The sequence below is a fragment of the Pseudoalteromonas atlantica genome (genome assembly GCF_043641955.1).
GTDB classification, from domain to species: Bacteria; Pseudomonadota; Gammaproteobacteria; order Enterobacterales; family Alteromonadaceae; genus Pseudoalteromonas; species Pseudoalteromonas atlantica_A.
In genome coordinates, this window is record NZ_JBHZRV010000001.1 from 530,498 (window position 1) to 546,967 (window position 16,470).

Annotated in this window: 13 protein-coding genes; 8 read left to right on the forward strand and 5 right to left on the reverse strand. The window is 38.2% G+C overall.

The genetic code is table 11. The annotated features are described in order from the left end of the window. Positions 1–69: 69 nt before the first annotated feature. Positions 70–1,851, reverse strand: a complete 1,782-nt coding sequence (locus ACHUE3_RS02210) for a M61 family metallopeptidase (RefSeq protein ID WP_394189739.1) — start codon at positions 1,849–1,851, stop codon at positions 70–72. A 210-nt stretch (positions 1,852–2,061) separates the two neighbouring features. On the opposite strand from ACHUE3_RS02210, the gene ACHUE3_RS02215 reads away from it, so the two are divergent. From ACHUE3_RS02215 to ACHUE3_RS02240, 6 genes are all read left to right on the forward strand, one after another. Further along, positions 2,062–3,597, forward strand: coding sequence for a diguanylate cyclase (locus ACHUE3_RS02215; RefSeq protein ID WP_394189741.1), 1,536 nt, complete (start codon positions 2,062–2,064; stop codon positions 3,595–3,597). Between the two features lie 35 nt (positions 3,598–3,632). Beyond that, positions 3,633–4,976, forward strand: coding sequence for a nucleotide 5'-monophosphate nucleosidase PpnN (gene ppnN, locus ACHUE3_RS02220; RefSeq protein WP_394189743.1), 1,344 nt, complete (start codon positions 3,633–3,635; stop codon positions 4,974–4,976). A 12-nt stretch (positions 4,977–4,988) separates the two neighbouring features. Next, positions 4,989–5,762, forward strand: coding sequence for a flap endonuclease Xni (gene xni / locus ACHUE3_RS02225; RefSeq protein ID WP_394189745.1), 774 nt, complete (start codon positions 4,989–4,991; stop codon positions 5,760–5,762). 117 nt (positions 5,763–5,879) lie between these two features. Continuing rightward, positions 5,880–6,263 carry a DUF3192 domain-containing protein gene (locus ACHUE3_RS02230; protein ID WP_394189747.1) on the forward strand — a complete coding sequence of 128 codons (384 nt, stop codon included), beginning with the start codon at positions 5,880–5,882 and terminating at the stop codon, positions 6,261–6,263. Between the two features lie 9 nt (positions 6,264–6,272). Next, positions 6,273–7,958, forward strand: a complete 1,686-nt coding sequence (locus ACHUE3_RS02235; RefSeq protein ID WP_394189749.1) for a hypothetical protein — start codon at positions 6,273–6,275, stop codon at positions 7,956–7,958. 172 nt (positions 7,959–8,130) lie between these two features. Beyond that, positions 8,131–9,138: an isocitrate dehydrogenase gene (locus ACHUE3_RS02240; protein WP_394189751.1), complete on the forward strand. Its 1,008-nt coding sequence runs from the start codon at positions 8,131–8,133 to the stop codon at positions 9,136–9,138. A gap of 62 nt (positions 9,139–9,200) precedes the next feature. On the opposite strand, the gene ACHUE3_RS02245 is transcribed toward ACHUE3_RS02240, so the two are convergent. After that, complete coding sequence (locus tag ACHUE3_RS02245; protein ID WP_394189753.1) at positions 9,201–12,185, reverse strand: immune inhibitor A domain-containing protein; 2,985 nt, start codon at positions 12,183–12,185, stop codon at positions 9,201–9,203. A 488-nt stretch (positions 12,186–12,673) separates the two neighbouring features. Between ACHUE3_RS02245 and ACHUE3_RS02250 the strand changes: the two genes are divergently transcribed. Together ACHUE3_RS02250 and ilvN are read left to right on the forward strand one after the other, a co-directional pair. Then, positions 12,674–14,398: an acetolactate synthase 3 large subunit gene (locus ACHUE3_RS02250; RefSeq protein WP_394189755.1), complete on the forward strand. Its 1,725-nt coding sequence runs from the start codon at positions 12,674–12,676 to the stop codon at positions 14,396–14,398. Continuing rightward, positions 14,398–14,895, forward strand: a complete 498-nt coding sequence (gene ilvN, locus ACHUE3_RS02255; RefSeq protein WP_099293450.1) for an acetolactate synthase small subunit — start codon at positions 14,398–14,400, stop codon at positions 14,893–14,895. The genes ACHUE3_RS02250 and ilvN overlap by 1 nt, the downstream gene beginning before the upstream one ends. Before the next feature lie 52 nt (positions 14,896–14,947). On the opposite strand, the gene ACHUE3_RS02260 is transcribed toward ilvN, so the two are convergent. The 3 genes from ACHUE3_RS02260 to ACHUE3_RS02270 all read right to left on the reverse strand — a co-directional run bounded on the left by ACHUE3_RS02260 (position 14,948) and on the right by ACHUE3_RS02270 (position 16,454). Further along, positions 14,948–15,223, reverse strand: a complete 276-nt coding sequence (locus ACHUE3_RS02260; protein ID WP_058559313.1) for an HU family DNA-binding protein — start codon at positions 15,221–15,223, stop codon at positions 14,948–14,950. Positions 15,224–15,426: 203 nt separating this feature from the next. Further along, entirely contained in the window at positions 15,427–15,960 is a 534-nt protein-coding gene (locus tag ACHUE3_RS02265) for a DUF3833 domain-containing protein (RefSeq protein ID WP_394189758.1), read from the reverse strand. Beyond that, positions 15,957–16,454, reverse strand: a complete 498-nt coding sequence (locus tag ACHUE3_RS02270) for a chalcone isomerase family protein (RefSeq protein ID WP_394189760.1) — start codon at positions 16,452–16,454, stop codon at positions 15,957–15,959. Before ACHUE3_RS02270 ends, ACHUE3_RS02265 begins: the two co-directional genes overlap by 4 nt. Between the last annotated feature and the right edge of the window lie 16 nt (positions 16,455–16,470).

A 16,470-nucleotide genomic window follows, 5' to 3' on the forward strand; every position in this document is an offset into this window, starting at 1 on the left:
TAGGGTTAATAGATGTACTAATATATTGATATTAAACACAAATATCGCCCTTAGTCTGCAGAGTTTAGGCTACTTAGCCTTATGTGGGTGCTCTACACCTATCCATGCTTTAAATAACGCCATTTGTTGCTCTGTTGCATCAGCATTTGCTGTTATCTTTTTCGCTTTATCAAAACCTTCACTTAGCGTTATTGTCGTTGTTTGCAATGCATCTCTACGTATAAAATCAATCGAAACTTTATCGCCTGCTTTAAACGTTTCTAAGCTTGCTTTTAAATCTTTACCTACATGCTTTTTATCAATAGCAACAATTTTATCATTTATCGTTAAACCTGCCTGCCAAGCAGCCCCACCACGACGCACATGAGTAAGCGTTAATAACTCGCCCGTATTCTTGGCAAAACTATCAATACTCGCTTGCGGCTTTGCTCCCACTGGACGGGTGTGAATTAAACCTACTTTTGCTAACAACTTATCAAAATCAATAGCAGCTGGGCTATCTACATTGCTAGCCCACCAATTACTGTAATCTCTTTTTGTTAAATCTTTCAAGATCGTTTTTACATTCTCAGCGGTAAAACCGTGTGGCATTTTATAACTATTATATAGAGCGCGATGAACGTCACGGTAACTTTGCTTTCCTTGGCTCTTTTCAAGTAAATCGATATCTAACGCCATCGAAATTAATGCACCTTCTAAATAAATATTCGTGCCATAATTTCGGGCGTGATCGCCCCCTTGGTTGATCCATTTGTCAAAGCTAGTTTCACTGGCACTTTGTACTTCACGACCAGGCGTGGCTAAATGGCGGTTTACAGTTTTCGTCAAGGTTTTAAAAAACTCATCGGTGGTTGATATACCAGAGCGCACGAGTAAATGATCTTCAAAATAACTCGTTGAACCTTCTGCAATCCATAACAGTTTATCAAAGTTCATATTGGTGTAATCATAAGGCATCAAACCTTCTGGTCTATATGCTTTAACATTCCAAGTATGAATAAACTCATGGGCTGCGGTGCTAATAAAAGCAAGATAATCATCGCGCGAACCAAACCTATCTCGTGGACGTTGGATAATAGTTGAATTTAAATGTTCAGTTGCACCACCTGCACCCGATGTGGCATGAACCATAAACACATAACGTTCATACGGGTAATCATCCCAAATAATATTACCTGTTTTGACCAGCTTTTTAAGGTCAGATAGCATCAGGTCAACATCATAGTTACCTTCACCCCAAATAACGAGTTCGTACTGTCGGCCATCTACTTTGAAAGTATAAAAATCATTTATCCCAGTTTCGATAGGAGAATCTACCAGCACATCATAATCAGCCGCCTTAAAACGATGTTTTGAACCAGCATTTTCCATGCCCGATACAGAACGCCACGATTTCGGCACATTTAGATTAACTGTTACTGGTTCTTGACGGAACGATTCACTAAACATAAAAAAGCCAGATGCATCGATAAATGCATGGCTGTCGTCTATATGTCTTGCGCGCTTGCCTAATTCATTGGCATAGACTTGGTAATCGATATTCACGCTAGTTGGATCGTTTAAATGTACACGCCATGTGCTGGCATTAATTTTTTCCCAGTTAAGCGCCTTGCCGTCATCATCTTTCGCTGAAAAATAGCGCACACCATTGGCTAAATTTAAAATCTCATAGCGTCCCGTTCGCCATGCTGGCAATTTAATATCTAAATGAGCTTGAGCTGAGACAGGAAACTCGACACTCACATTACCTAAGTGGTGCTCAGGCTCTGTAATTGATAATGAATAATTCACATCAGCCCAAGCTGAGTACGAAAATGCAGTCGCAAGCGACATGGCTAATAACTTTTTCATGGGAACTCTTACTATTTTAAATTTATTAAGCTAGAGCCTATCAATGAAGTTAAATGATGTGTAATAAAAGCGATAAAATGCCCACAGTTTAGGTTCGATGAATAAAAATCAACACCAAATACTAAGTTTTTGACATAGCACCTACATTTGTGTCGGATTTGTTGTAAACTTACGCTTATAAATGATTAAATTTTATGGCGGTATGTATTAGTGTCAGGCCAGCTCGAAGTTTTAAATAAAAAGCTTAAACAAGCTATCGATACCAGAAAAGTACTTGAAACTGCTCGAAAGCAACAAGTAGATACTTTGACTAATTTTGCAGCTAAGCTTTCATTAAGTTGCAAAGGTATGGATATCGAATTGGATAACCGTTTAGCCAAGTTTAGAAGCGCCCTAAGTAAAGGTGTCGACTTTGAAAATTTAGCACCACTGATCACTGAAATCCTGAGCCTTTTAAAAAATCAAGAAGCACAACAATTATCGCATCAACGAGAGCTACACACGAGTGTTTTAACCGCAGGTAAGTTATTACAAAAAACCAAAGGTTTACCTGATGACACGCGCCGTATGCTACGTCATTTACTGGACCACCAATTAAATGAAATACAATCGACAAACGATTTTATTCCCATTCTGAATAAGCTTGTATCTATTTATAATCAAGCCTTAACCGTTAAACTATCAGTAAGTAATACCGAAGACTCAACTACCCAGCCTAGGTTAGCCAAAGAGCTTTTAACATTGGCTAATGATCTTGTTTTTGAAGATGAAGCAGCTGACAATGTTAAGGCCATTAAAAATAAGATTTCAGAAACAGATTCAGTTGAAGACTTATTAACCTCAGCTATTGAAATAATAAGAATTGTTGCCACAAATATCAGCGATGAACGCCAATCCGCGCAAAGTTTTTTAGTGTCGTTGAATCAGACTCTTGAAGATCTTCATCACTCAATTGTAGCGACTAGCAAACACTCAGAGTCAATGAGTACTGAGTTTGAGACGCTAAATAAACGTATTGAAAGCAAAATAGTTAACCTAACAAAACAGACTCAAGATGCGACATCTATTTCATCTTTAAAAGCGCTTGTGGATAATGAGTTAAAATCGTTAAGTCACGATTTAATTGCAAAAGAGCGCCTTGAGCAAGAAGACCGACAAGCCCTTATTAAAAATTTCCAAGATATAAATACCCGTGTTGGTAGCTTAGAAAGCAAACTCTCTAAATACAAAAAGCGGTTGCATGAACAACGATTTAAAAGTTTACTTGATGGACTAACTAAATTACCAAATCGCGCGGCGTTTGATGAGAGGTTTAACCATGAGTTTCATCTTTTCTCAGTGCAAGAATCTGATTTTACTTTAGTTGTTATTGATGTTGACCACTTTAAATCTATCAATGACCAATACGGCCATAGTGCTGGAGATAAAACATTACAGGTTATTGCTAAAGCATTGCAAATGTCGATTAGAAAATCTGATTTCATTGCACGCTACGGTGGTGAGGAGTTTGTATTACTTATGCCAGGCATGTCAGTGGATCATGCTACTGCGCCACTTGAAAAACTTCGAGAAGCAATTAAATCGATTCCGTTTAAATTTAAGAACAAAAGTGTTCAAATTACTGTATCAATTGGAGCTACGCAATTCAAAAAAGGAGATACACCTTTAATTGCATTTGATCGCGCTGATGATGCTTTATACAAGGCTAAAAAATCTGGTCGAGACAAGCTATGTATCAATTCTTAACATAAAAGTAATAACAGTCAGCAAGGAGAATGCCTATGTTAATTCAGTTAAACCCTACAGGCGTGTTAGATTTACTGTCGCAATTAGAAGTTGATTTATTAGAGCAATCCTCTGCAAGTGAGCGGTACACTTTATTTAGAAATTGTGTACTCGCAGTATTAAATGTCGGCAGCCATACGGACTCAAGCTCTGAGATATATAATAAATACAAAGATTTTGATATTCGCTTACTAATACGTGAGCGTGGTATTAAAATTGAGCTAGAAAACCCACCTCAAACAGCATTCGTTGATGGCCAGATAATCACTGGGATTCATGAACATATTTTTTCGGTTATTCGCGATATTCTGTTTATTTGTCAAAAATACGAAAAAGACTTAATAGAACAAAAAAAAATAACCCACATGGTATTCGATATGCTGCGCAATGCAGGCGCGTTAAGAGTTAACTCTGATCCTAGTATGATTGTATGTTGGGGCGGCCACTCTATTAATGAAATCGAGTACAAATATACTAAACAAGTTGGTTATGAATTAGGCTTACGCGGTTTAAATATTTGCACAGGTTGTGGCCCAGGCGCTATGAAAGGACCTATGAAAGGAGCCACAATTGGTCATGCCAAGCAGCGAAATACAGATAATCGCTATTTGGGTTTGACTGAACCAAGCATCATCGCTGCTGAGCCACCTAACCCCATTGTAAACGAACTAGTTATATTACCAGATATTGAGAAACGCCTTGAAGCGTTTATCCGCACAGCTCACGCCATAATTATTTTTCCTGGTGGCGCTGGGACTGCTGAAGAACTGCTGTACTTATTGGGTATTTTATTACATCCGGATAATCAGAAACAGTCTCTACCAGTTATTCTTACGGGCCCTAAGGAAAGTGAAGAGTATTTCAAAGAGCTTTGTAAATTTATCGAGTTAACACTTGGAAGTGAAGCACTAGAAAAATTTGAAGTCATTGTTGATAATCCTGCGCAAGTAGCAATCAAGTTGAAATCATCTATGGCCCAAGTACGTGATTACAGAAAAAGTGTAGGTGATGCTTATTACTTCAATTGGACACTGAAAATCGACAATGACTTTCAGCAACCTTTTGCTCCAACACACGAAAATATGTCTGGACTAGATTTACACCTTGATCAGCCTAAACAGTTGCTGGCAGCTAATCTTCGCCGTGCATTTTCTGGAATTGTTGCTGGAAACGTTAAAGATGAAGGGATTCAAGCAATTAAACAGCATGGTCGATTTATTCTCAGTGGTGAGCCCGAACTCATGAAAAACATGGATAAATTACTTAAAGCATTTGTTGAACAAGGTCGAATGAAACTACCGGGCTCAAAATATGTCCCATGTTATGAAGTAAACGCTTAAAAGAGAAAAACAGTGTCAGGACAATTACTTTTAATAGATGCGCTTAATTTGATTAGGCGCATCTATGCTGTTGACAGTAATCAAAATAAGTACAGTGAGCAACAAATGATTATCACTTGCTGCCAAAGAGTAGCACACGCATGTCAAAAGCTGCTCCGTGTAACGAATGCCACCCATGCTATCGCTGTTTTTGATGGAGATAAAAGTTGGCGTTATCATTTTTACCCACAATACAAAAATAGTCGTGCCCCAATGCCTGCTTTACTAAAAGAGAACTTAACGCAGTTCAAAAGTGCAATAGAGCAAATAGGGGTTGTTGTATTTGCACCCGATAACGACGAAGCTGACGATATTATCGCAACTCTTGCTCATAAGGCTGCATCCCATGGTGTTTCAAGTACAATTGTTTCGACCGATAAAGGCTTTTTACCTGCATTGAGTGAAAAAATTCACATTTACGATTATTTTAAGAAAGAATATATCCAAAGAAATGCCATATATGAGCGCTTTACCGTTGAACAAAATAGACTAGTTGATTTTTGGGCGCTTGCTGGTGATAAAACAAACGACATCCCTGGCATTAAAGGTATTGGCCTTAAAACTGCACAAGAGATTATCAGTAAACATCAAAACATTGCCAATGCAATTTCTGATGAGACAATTTCTCATGCTGCAAGAAATAAGTTGGATGAAGGGATGCAAGACTATATTGTATCAAAGCAACTTGTGAGTTTAAGGACTGATATACATCTAGGGTTTAGCTTAAAGCAATTAAGACTTTGTTGATTAGTTAAACTGGCTCTGCGATTTATCAACGCGTATACTTAATAACTACTATGCAGGCTCAATTTCAAGTATTGCTTTAAAGCAACACGTTATTTTAATCATCTTTAAGAGTACACAATGTTTAAAAAGGTCATCCGTTATATCATATTAGGGCTAGGTGTTTACGCACTGATAGCTACGTTAGTGATTACCTTTTATAAAGATGACCCGCAAGCCATGATATGGCAAGACAGAGAAGCTTTTAATAAACGTTATATCGCCAAATTAAGCATCAAAGAGCCAACAACCTTGAATGCTGTTTTAGACTATTTAGGCAGTCCAGACCTCACTTTTGCAAAACGCAGCGGCGATGATGTATGGCAAATTGTTTTTTATCGTACTCAGCATATAAAATCAGATGGTATAACAACCATGGATGAATGCACCGGGCTTCTGTTTAATAATGGTGAATTAGTTTTATGGGGCCCAAGTGCTCACGATGCCTTTATGCAAAAAAGTTAAACGACTACTATGCAACCAACACCACAGCATTTAGCCAGCTTATTTAAGCAAACTCATGAGATGTTACGTTTGTACTACAATAAAAGCCAGTGGCCCTCAATTTATCCTCTTTTATCTAAGCAGGCTGAACAGTTTTATAAGTTATATGAAACCCACCCCAACGCATTACAAGCTCAATTATGCCTATATGTTTCTGATTTTGGCTACACTACTAACTTAGTTGTTAATCAGTGTGTTGTTGTAGCAGCACTTTGTAAAAGTTTAAATTACAACTCACAAGTTAGCCAACAACTAATAGCGGTTTGCTTAACAAACTATCTGTGCGTTCAAACCCAAACTAATAAGCTTGCAGCGCAACAGCCTTTAAATAACGAAGAAAAAAAGCAATGGCAGGCACGTCATCAACTCGCTGTAAAATTATTACAGTCAGCGAACCTCCCCTCTAACGATATTGCCCGTATTTTGGCACCATTAAACAAATACAAACAAGCATTACTGAGCGCGCCAAAAATAATGATTTACGATGGTGCTACAACTTTAGTCGCACTGGCAAATATCATTGCTATGAATATTACTTATAGGGCAGCTAATGATCACGTTAACCTTTATAAAGCTATTTCAGATATTTACATTAGAACGCCAAATAGTTTCGCGCAAAATGCACTTAAAAAGTTAGTTGCCAATATTGGCCCCTACTTACCAGGTAGTCATGTTAGCGTTGCAGAGCAGCAACTTACTTATGTATGTAGCAAAACACATAATAAACATATTCTAATTGATTTAAACGATACTAAAAGAGCAAGATGGCATGGTGTTTCTGCAAAGTTAGATTGCAATGCTAAGCAGCGTCCAACAAAAGATAAACGGCTTTTGTTTAGCATTTGGTTTAATGAACACATACCTTCAATTGATAGCGACCCTATTAATGAGCAGAGTAATATTTTACAGCTGATTGGTAATCTGAAAATTCAAAAAGAGTACTCATATCGTAATCTAGAAAAATTATTAAATGGCCACACTACTACAATTGATAGTCTAAAAGAGGCTGTGAAACCCTATAATAAAGAGCATTTGGCCGCAAAAGACTTACGCCATTGCTTAACCATGGTGGGAATTGATAATGCGCCAGCAATCATTCAGCGTGTGCTATTTGAGCAACTCGTTGATATACAACACCACCCATTAAAAGAGCACATAAAAGTGCGCTTAACAGCAATAACACGCTTGCTATCTTTATTATTAAGTAAACAAACTGAAATACAGTTTGAACAAGTATCGCTCCCCTTATATGCGTACATAAATTATTTACTAACCCACTCTAGCAATAAATTAAGTCGCAAAACATTGTGTGAAAAAGACCCAAAAACAAATGTTAGCCGGCCAATTTCATGGTTATTTGGAGTTAATAATCATAATGTAGAAGAATTAAGTGTATCTTTGTTGCAACTACTTGATGATAATCCATGGACACAAGCGCTACTTGATGCCGAACAACAGACCAAACAGCACCTATCAGTAAAAGCAAAATTATGGGTTGCGCTTAAAGTTATTACATTAAACGTATATCAGCCTCAGATGCCTAATAGCAGTTGGCAAAAACAAACCCTAGATAGCGTTTTAAAAGATCTTGGCTGGGAAGGCATAACGAATTTTTATGCACAGTTGCCACCATTACATTTGTCATCTAGCGTATAATAGGCGCACTTTATTAGACATATTGCCTAATTTAGCGGGTTTTAGTGGAAATCTATTGAATATATTGCTATAAAAGCCGCTTAAATTTTCAAACTCATTCACGTAAATAACTAACAAGCAGTCGCAAAAACATGTGCGATTAATTTACGTCACCGCTTAATAGGAAAAATTCATGGCTAAACAAACCATCACAGTAATCAAAGGCGACGGCATCGGCCCAAGTATCATTGATTCAGCTCTTGAGATATTACAAGCCGCAGGATGCGATTTTGATTACGAATTCGTTGATGCAGGTCTAGCCGCGTTAGAAAAAACAGGTGAATTATTACCTCAAGACACTATCGATACCATTGCGCGTAATAAGATTACTCTAAAAGGTCCATTAACCACTCCTGTAGGTGAGGGTTTTACATCAATTAATGTTACTTTACGTAAGCAATTTGGTTTATACGCGAACGTTCGCCCAGTAAAATCATTCGTTGGTACAAAAGCACGCTACGAAGACATCGATATCATCACGGTTCGTGAAAACACACAAGGTATGTATTCAGGCCTTGGTCAAGTTGTATCAGAAGATGGTAACGAAGCGCAAGCAATGTCAATGATCACTCGTGAAGGCGCTGAAAAGATCTTAACATTTGCTTATGAGCTTGCAGTACGTGAAGGCCGCAAGAAAGTAACGGCTGTACACAAAGCCAATATCTTAAAGTCTACGTCAGGTTTGTTCTTAAAAGTAGCACGTGAAGTTGCTGAGCGTTATCCTGAAATTGAATCAACAGAAATGATTGTTGATGCGACATGTATGAAACTAGTAATGAGCCCTGAAGAATTTGATGTTATTGTGACTACTAATTTATTCGGTGATATTTTATCTGATTTATGTGCGGGCCTTGTCGGTGGCTTAGGTATGGCACCAGGTGCTAATATTGGTGAAGATGCTGCAATCTTTGAAGCTGTTCACGGCAGCGCGCCTGACATTGCGGGTAAAAACCTTGCAAATCCAACGTCTGTAATTTTAGCGTCAATTCAAATGTTAGAGCATTTAGAAATGGCAGATACAGCAGAACGTATTCGCAGCGCTGTTGCTGAAGTAATTAAATCTGGAGATCGTACGACGCGTGATTTAGGTGGCAGCCACGGAACAACTGATTTTACTCAATCAGTGATTGACCGTTTATAATTTAAACATACGTTTTAAATTTAAAAGCCAGTTAACTAACTGGCTTTTTTATGGGAGTAACTTCACCAAATGCGTCTACTAGCTACTGCTAAAACAAATATTAAAATCCAACCAAACGAACCGCCTCCTGAGCTGGCTTTCTGCTCTTGTACTGTAACAGGCAGCGTTTTGCTCACTGATTGATTGGATTTAGAATCAGTTACGGTGAGACTAACTTGATAACTTCCCGCACTATCATAGGTATAACTTGGTGATTCACTAACGCTTGTTGATCCATCACCAAATTCCCAGCTGTAGGTGTAGTCACCAAAACCACCTGTCGCTTGTGCACTAAACGCTGCAACTAAGTTAGTAGCCGTGTAATTGGCTGAGACAGATAAAGGCACAGCTGCCGACACATTCTTTGTAGAGCTTATCGTTTGATTTAAACTGTCTCTAACCGTTACTTTAACCGCATAGCTGCCGCTAAAACTATAATTGTGTGAAACAGTATCAGATAATGCAGTGTTACCATCTCCAAAGTCCCATTGATAAGTATAGGGTGCTAAACCACCCGACGCAGTTACAAAGCCAGTTAAGTTACTTGCATTAACTGAAGCCTCGAAGTCGTTAAAACCTAATGGTTGTGTTAACAGGACTTCTTGGCTTTCAACCGTTTTTTCACCTGATTCCGTTAGTCGGCTAAAGGTAACTACATAACGGCCATAGTCAGTGTAGGTTGCTGTAGGATTTAACTCCTCACTCTCGAATCCGTTGCCAAATTGCCATTCAAAACTGTCTGTTGGTGACAGCTGTAAGCCACTCACCTCGAATGTGACTCTTAAATCGTCTGCTGTGTAACTAATGCCCAACTTTTCTATATAGCTTAAATCAACTTCAATTGTTGAGTTATCAACAGCTTGATCAGCAATAGAGAAACCAAAGCCAAATGGTGTTAATTTAACTCCAGACTGTGGCTGCACTGCAAAACTATAATCATTGCCATCATTAAATTCACTAACGGCTGCAAGGTTATTATCACCCAAACCTTGGCGTTGCTCAAATAGACTAAACGCTGCATCCCTTAATTGAATCTCTGTATTAGCTGGGCTTTGCGTTGTGCCTCTTGCGATCATATTTTGATCGGCATCGACTACTAAAATAAAGCCTTCACCTGGGTGTTCTGATGTATTGTTATTTGCATAATCGGTGCTGGATAACCACAATAGCAAACCCGGTGAATATTGCTCTTTTTGCAAGCCGCTATCTATCCCAGCGTAGTTTCTTAGCTGTAAATAATAATGTTTAGCTGTATCGTAAATATAAGCACCTACACGTGAATAACCAGCTAATTCAAAGTTAGTCTTTTGTTCAGCGTTATCTGTCCAGACAATTTCACCCTGCTGTATTAATTTTAGGTCATCAAACACAATACCAAAGTAATTAACATAGCTATCAGTTACATAACGAAACTCTAATGTAACTGTTTCCCCTGCATAAGCAGACAAGTCAAATTGATGTGTTAGATGATTGTTAGGGAGCATCGCGTCACCATTTGATGAAGAATCACCCGTTATGTGTGGCCCTAAATTAGAGTAATATGGATTATTAGTCTTCGTGTATTGTGATGAAATAGCCTCGCCGTTTACCATCACCTGAGCATAGTCATAACCATCTTCAATACTATAAAAAGCGGTTAACTCGAGTAACGTTTGTTCACTTGAAGCGGGGATGGTAATTGACTTGCGCATAGTATTAATTAAGTTATTCCCACTGCCTGAGTAGTATTGAAACTTACCCTCAACAGCTGAGAAAAATGATTTTAATTTTGCAGGGAGAATAACTTTAATTTGATTGAGGTCGTCAGTGGTCGCGCTCGTGTGATGTAATATTTGGTTTGTTTGTTCATTCACTTCGCTTAAATCAAACGTAAGTTGATTTAACCAGTTACCACTGTAACGGTTTTGCAAATATTCCAATGCATAAGGGCTAAACATTACGGGTTCTGAGCCTCTAGGGTTTCCCGCCCAACTGCCTCCTGACATAACTGACCATGATGCAACTGGCTCACCTATATCTGAATTATTTAAATCATATTCATCTGGTAAACCTAAATCATGGCCAAACTCATGTACTACCACTCCAATTCCTGCATCAAGTGGATTAATGGTATAGCCAAATAAATCGATAGAGGTATTTGGTAAATCAGTAGGCTGAAACTGTTCATTGTAAACATAAAATCTATGTGACCATATTGCATCTGAACCTAATACACCGCCTCCCGCTTCTTCACCCACGCTTGAATGAAAAATCATTACGTGGTCAATAATGCCATTTGGCTCGTTTGTAACTCCATCGCCATCTATGTCATCTAAATCGGTCAAATCGTATTGTGATAAATCGATATCAAACTGATCAACTGCTTTTTCAACTGCTTCTCTAACTAAACTTGGTGCATCAATGTCTTTATCATCACCGACTCTTTCGCCGTAGGCTTTCGCGTTTTTATCTGCACGTACCCAACCAAATACTTCACCAGTGAATGAAAGGGTATTACCTGAAGCTTGCTGATAAAATTGAAATGCACTATTGAGATTTTGCCCATTAGGCCCCTCATAACCCGTTGTTGAAAAGAGCATTTGTTGATAATGCTGTTTATCATAAAGCGGGTAATACATTGCTGTATCACCTTCTTCTAATCCATTATCATCATACGGTAAATCAGGAAAATCGACCAAAATAACCAATACCTTTACAGTGGTTTCAGTATCATTTGGTGTTATCGAAGAAGTATATGACTTATTTAGATGCTGTAGTTTTTCTAGTGAGGGTGGAATGTTCTTTTTCAGTTTACTTGGATAGTAAGGCGTCGGGGTACCTATAAAGCGTGAAAGTGCAGCTTCTTTGTCTTGTAGTTCATTCAATTCACCTCGCTTGTTTAACCAATAAAGAATTCGTTCTTTATTGACTACCCCTATATCAGTTGGGCTAGATTGATGAGGTTTAGCGCTCGCATAACCTACAAACAATAAGCTAACAGCAATTAATATCACATATAAACGTTTCATAAGAATTCCTACTACAGACTATGGCGTAATAATAGCAAAATTAAACCATGTTCACATTAATGAAACGTTGTCATTGATATAAAAATGCATAAAGACTGCATATAAAAATAGCATTTCTAACTTTTAATTTAAATTACAATCATAAAAAGCCAAATAAAGGAATTTCAATGCAAATTAAACACGTACTTAGGTTGACATTGAACCATAAAAGCCTTAAAAATAACCTATTAGAATAAAAAATCATACATGCGTTATTCGTATTGGTTTATCACCCTATTATTTATATAAAAAGAAACTCAAAATGAAACAACAACTTCGCTTTGTAAACGTACTCGTACTGGTCTTAGTCTTAAGTCCAGCGGGGATGTGTTGAAAAGTGAAAACGCTTTTTAAAAACCCCCGCTAATAACGGGGGTTTTTTTATGCATTAAAAAACGACTTGGTAAATAAAATACCAAACAGAATACTAGGTACACAGAGGAATGAGGATGAGTACACAACAATATAATGGTTCTGAACTAGTTGTTCGGGCATTAAAAGAGTTAAAGGTTAAGTATATTTTTGGCTACCCTGGCGGGTCAGTTTTAGATTTATACGATGCGCTGTTTCAACAGGATGACGTTGAACATATTCTAGTGCGTCATGAGCAAGCAGCAACACACATGGCAGACGGTTACGCCCGTGCAACAGGTGAGGTAGGTGTAGTATTGGCAACCTCAGGACCTGGCGCTACAAACTGTATTACAGGTATAGCAACAGCCTACATGGATTCAATTCCTATGGTGGTTTTGTCAGGTCAGGTTCCTACCAGTTTAATCGGTGATGATGCATTCCAAGAAACAGATATTGTGGGTTGTTCACGCCCTATCGTAAAACACAGTTTTAACTGTCGTAGTGCACAAGAAATCCCGGCTATATTGGCAAAAGCATTTTATATCGCAAGCACTGGACGACCTGGACCTGTTGTTGTCGAACTGCCAAAAGATATGCTTAACCCTGCTATTAAATATGATTTTAAGTTCCCAGAATCAACTGAACTACGTACATATAACCCTAACACTAAAGGTCATTCTAAACAGATACGCAAAGCGGTGAATGCGATACTTGAGGCTAAGAAGTTAGTTATTTACTCAGGTGGCGGTATTGTTATTTCTAATACATCAGAGCAACTAACACACTTGGTAGAGTCACTAAATGCACCTATAACTAACACTTTAATGGGCTTAGGTGGCATATCAGGCGTTCATCCTAACTTTATCGGGATGCTGGGAATGCATGGCAGTTTGGAAGCAAATAAAGCCATGGCTAATGCTGATGTTATTTTGGCATTAGGCGCTCGTTTTGATGACCGAGTAACAAATAATGTTAAAAAGTTTTGCCCTAATGCAACAATTGTCCATGTTGATGTTGACCCTACATCTATTTCTAAAACAATAAAAGCACATATCCCCGTTGTAGGCTGTTTAGCCACAGTCCTTGAACAACTGCAAACGGCAATCGATAAAAGTCCAATTAACATTGACCGCAGTGCGCAAGAAGATTGGTGGCGACAAATTATAAGTTGGCGTGAGCAAAAATGCTTAAGCTACAGCACAGAAGGTGAAAAAATAAAACCTCAAGCGGTAATTGAAGCAATATATAAAGCAACGCATGGCGATGCATATATCAGTTCAGATGTTGGTCAGCACCAAATGTTTGCAGCTCAATACTACCCTTTCAAAAATCCACGCCAATGGATAAATTCTGGCGGTCTAGGCACCATGGGGTTTGGTCTCCCTGCTGCTATGGGGGTTAAGTTAGCATTCCCTGATAAAGAATCGATTTGTGTTACCGGTGATGGCTCAATTCAAATGAATATTCAAGAGCTCTCAACATGCTTACAATACAATCTTGCCGTTAAAGTTGTCTCATTAAATAATCGCTCTTTAGGCATGGTTAGACAATGGCAAGATATGATGTATAGCGGACGTCATTCATCCTCTTATATGGATTCACTACCTGATTTTGTTAAATTAGCTGAAAGTTATGGCCATGTAGGTATTCGCGTAGACACTTTAGATCAATTACAGCCAGCCATTGAAAAGGCGATGTCGATTACTGACAGGCTAGTATTTCTTGATATCTGTGTTGATGAAAAAGAGCATGTTTACCCAATGCAAATAAAGCTTGGTGCAATAGATGAAATGTGGTTACGTAAAGGAGTAAAAGCATAATGCGTCGTATCTTATCAATTTTATTAGAAAATGAGCCTGGTTCACTATCACGCATAGTCGGTTTGTTCTCACAACGTGCTTATAACATAGATAGTTTAACAGTAGGTACTACGGATGATCACTCACTGTCACGCATCACAATTACCACACTTGGCGATGACAGAATAGTTGAACAAATTACAAAACAAGTTAATAAACTTGTTGATGTTCTTAAAATTATTGATTTAACAGAGATGGCGCACATTGAGCGTGAACTGCTGTTAGTTAAAGTTTTTGCTCAAGATGAAACAAAACGTGCGGCAGTAACACGTGTTGTGGATGTGTTTCAAGGTGCGATCTTAGATATGGGTCGAAACAGCTATACCTTGCAACTGGTAAGCAGCACAGACAAGATCGAATCGTTTTTAGATACATTACGTCATGAAACAGATGTAATAGAAGTTGTTCGTTCTGGAGCCGTTGGTATTGGCAGAGGCGACAAAGCGCTTAAAGCTTAACAAACACTAAAAAAGGGCTATACAGCCCTTTTTATTTATTCAGGTAACACTATTAAGGGTTAACTTGGTCTTTAAGACCTTTACCCGCTTTGAAGCTTGGGATAGTTGCAGCTGAAATTTGAATCTCCGCACCTGTTTGTGGGTTACGACCTGTACGTGCAGCACGCTCTTTTACAGAGAAAGTACCAAAACCAACTAGCGCAACTGAATTACCTTCTTTTAATGAAGTCGTTACTGCACCAGTGAATGCATCAAGTGCACGTGTAGCTGCTGCTTTAGAGATTTCTGCATCAGTAGCGATTTTTTCAACTAATTGAGCTTTATTCATTTGTTAAATTCCTATTCGTTATTATTTTGCCTTCGCAAAACCTATCTTTATGCATTTTTAAACTGATGGCAACAGCAAATTGCCGTTTTTGCGTAAATTATTAAAAAATGTGTAAAATTTATAACTATTGTCGTCAAAAAGCGACAATTAACAACAACTCAAAGCCATACAATACCTGAAAGTCGTCATAATAAAACCTAACACTATTCAACTTTCTCTATTACTAGGGTTACTTCGCCAACCTCAATGCCAAACTTATCAATTGAAGTGCGGTTTATCAAGCGAGAATCTGTTACCTGATACATCCAATCATCAAAGTTGACCTCAATTTGGCTACCATCAACTAAAAGCTCTAACGAATAAGTCCAATGAAATACACTGCCACTACTCTCACCTTTAGCAATACCCAACACATCGCTAGCTGTTCCCGTTAAAGTATTGTCGTTGTTAAGAGTGATAGTCCAAACACGTCGCTGTGTTTCACCATCGTCATATATAAAATCTTCCTCAATGACGCCTACATTGCCTTCCCAGCTAGCATCCATATCAACAACGAGTTTACGGGTTAATTCTCCCTTAAAGTCTTGTACTACACCGTATGCTTTAAGTTTGCCGTTAAAAAACTGTTTAAAATTAAACTCTGGGGAGCTACCTTTGTAATGCTCAACGTCAGGAGCCGCACAGCTGGCTAAAAATAAACATAAAATGAGTAAAATAGCAGTATTAAGTAATTTCATTTAGGGTTCCCTATTAATTGGTTGCGCATTGCAGGCTCTGAGGTGTCGGGTGATAACCAGATAGCCATAAAGTCATCGGCAAAAGTAGCGTCTTCTATTCCACCTAATTTTTTATCATTGTGATAAAAAGTGCCATTGCCTGAATCGTCTGTTCTAAAAGTAAGTGTTTCGCCTTCTTTAATATCAGGCCATAACTTAAGTAATGCATCATCGTATTTATTAATTAAATCTTTTTTACCCAGGTGATCCCACTGCTCATTTGTAGCTTTAACAATGTCTTTCGCGGCAAAGTCGCGTAAATAAGTCAAAGAAAGTTGCGCAGGGTGTTGTCCGAACTCATAACTCCCTGTAGGTGATGACAGTTTAGCGTCATAGACATCCCAAAAATAATATTCAAACCGACTTTCTCCCACTAACTTGAACTCATTACTATCATTAGAGCTTGCGAGTGCTCCGAGTGAAAATAGAGACAAAAATATAAGTAGTACACGCATAAAAAATCCTTTATTT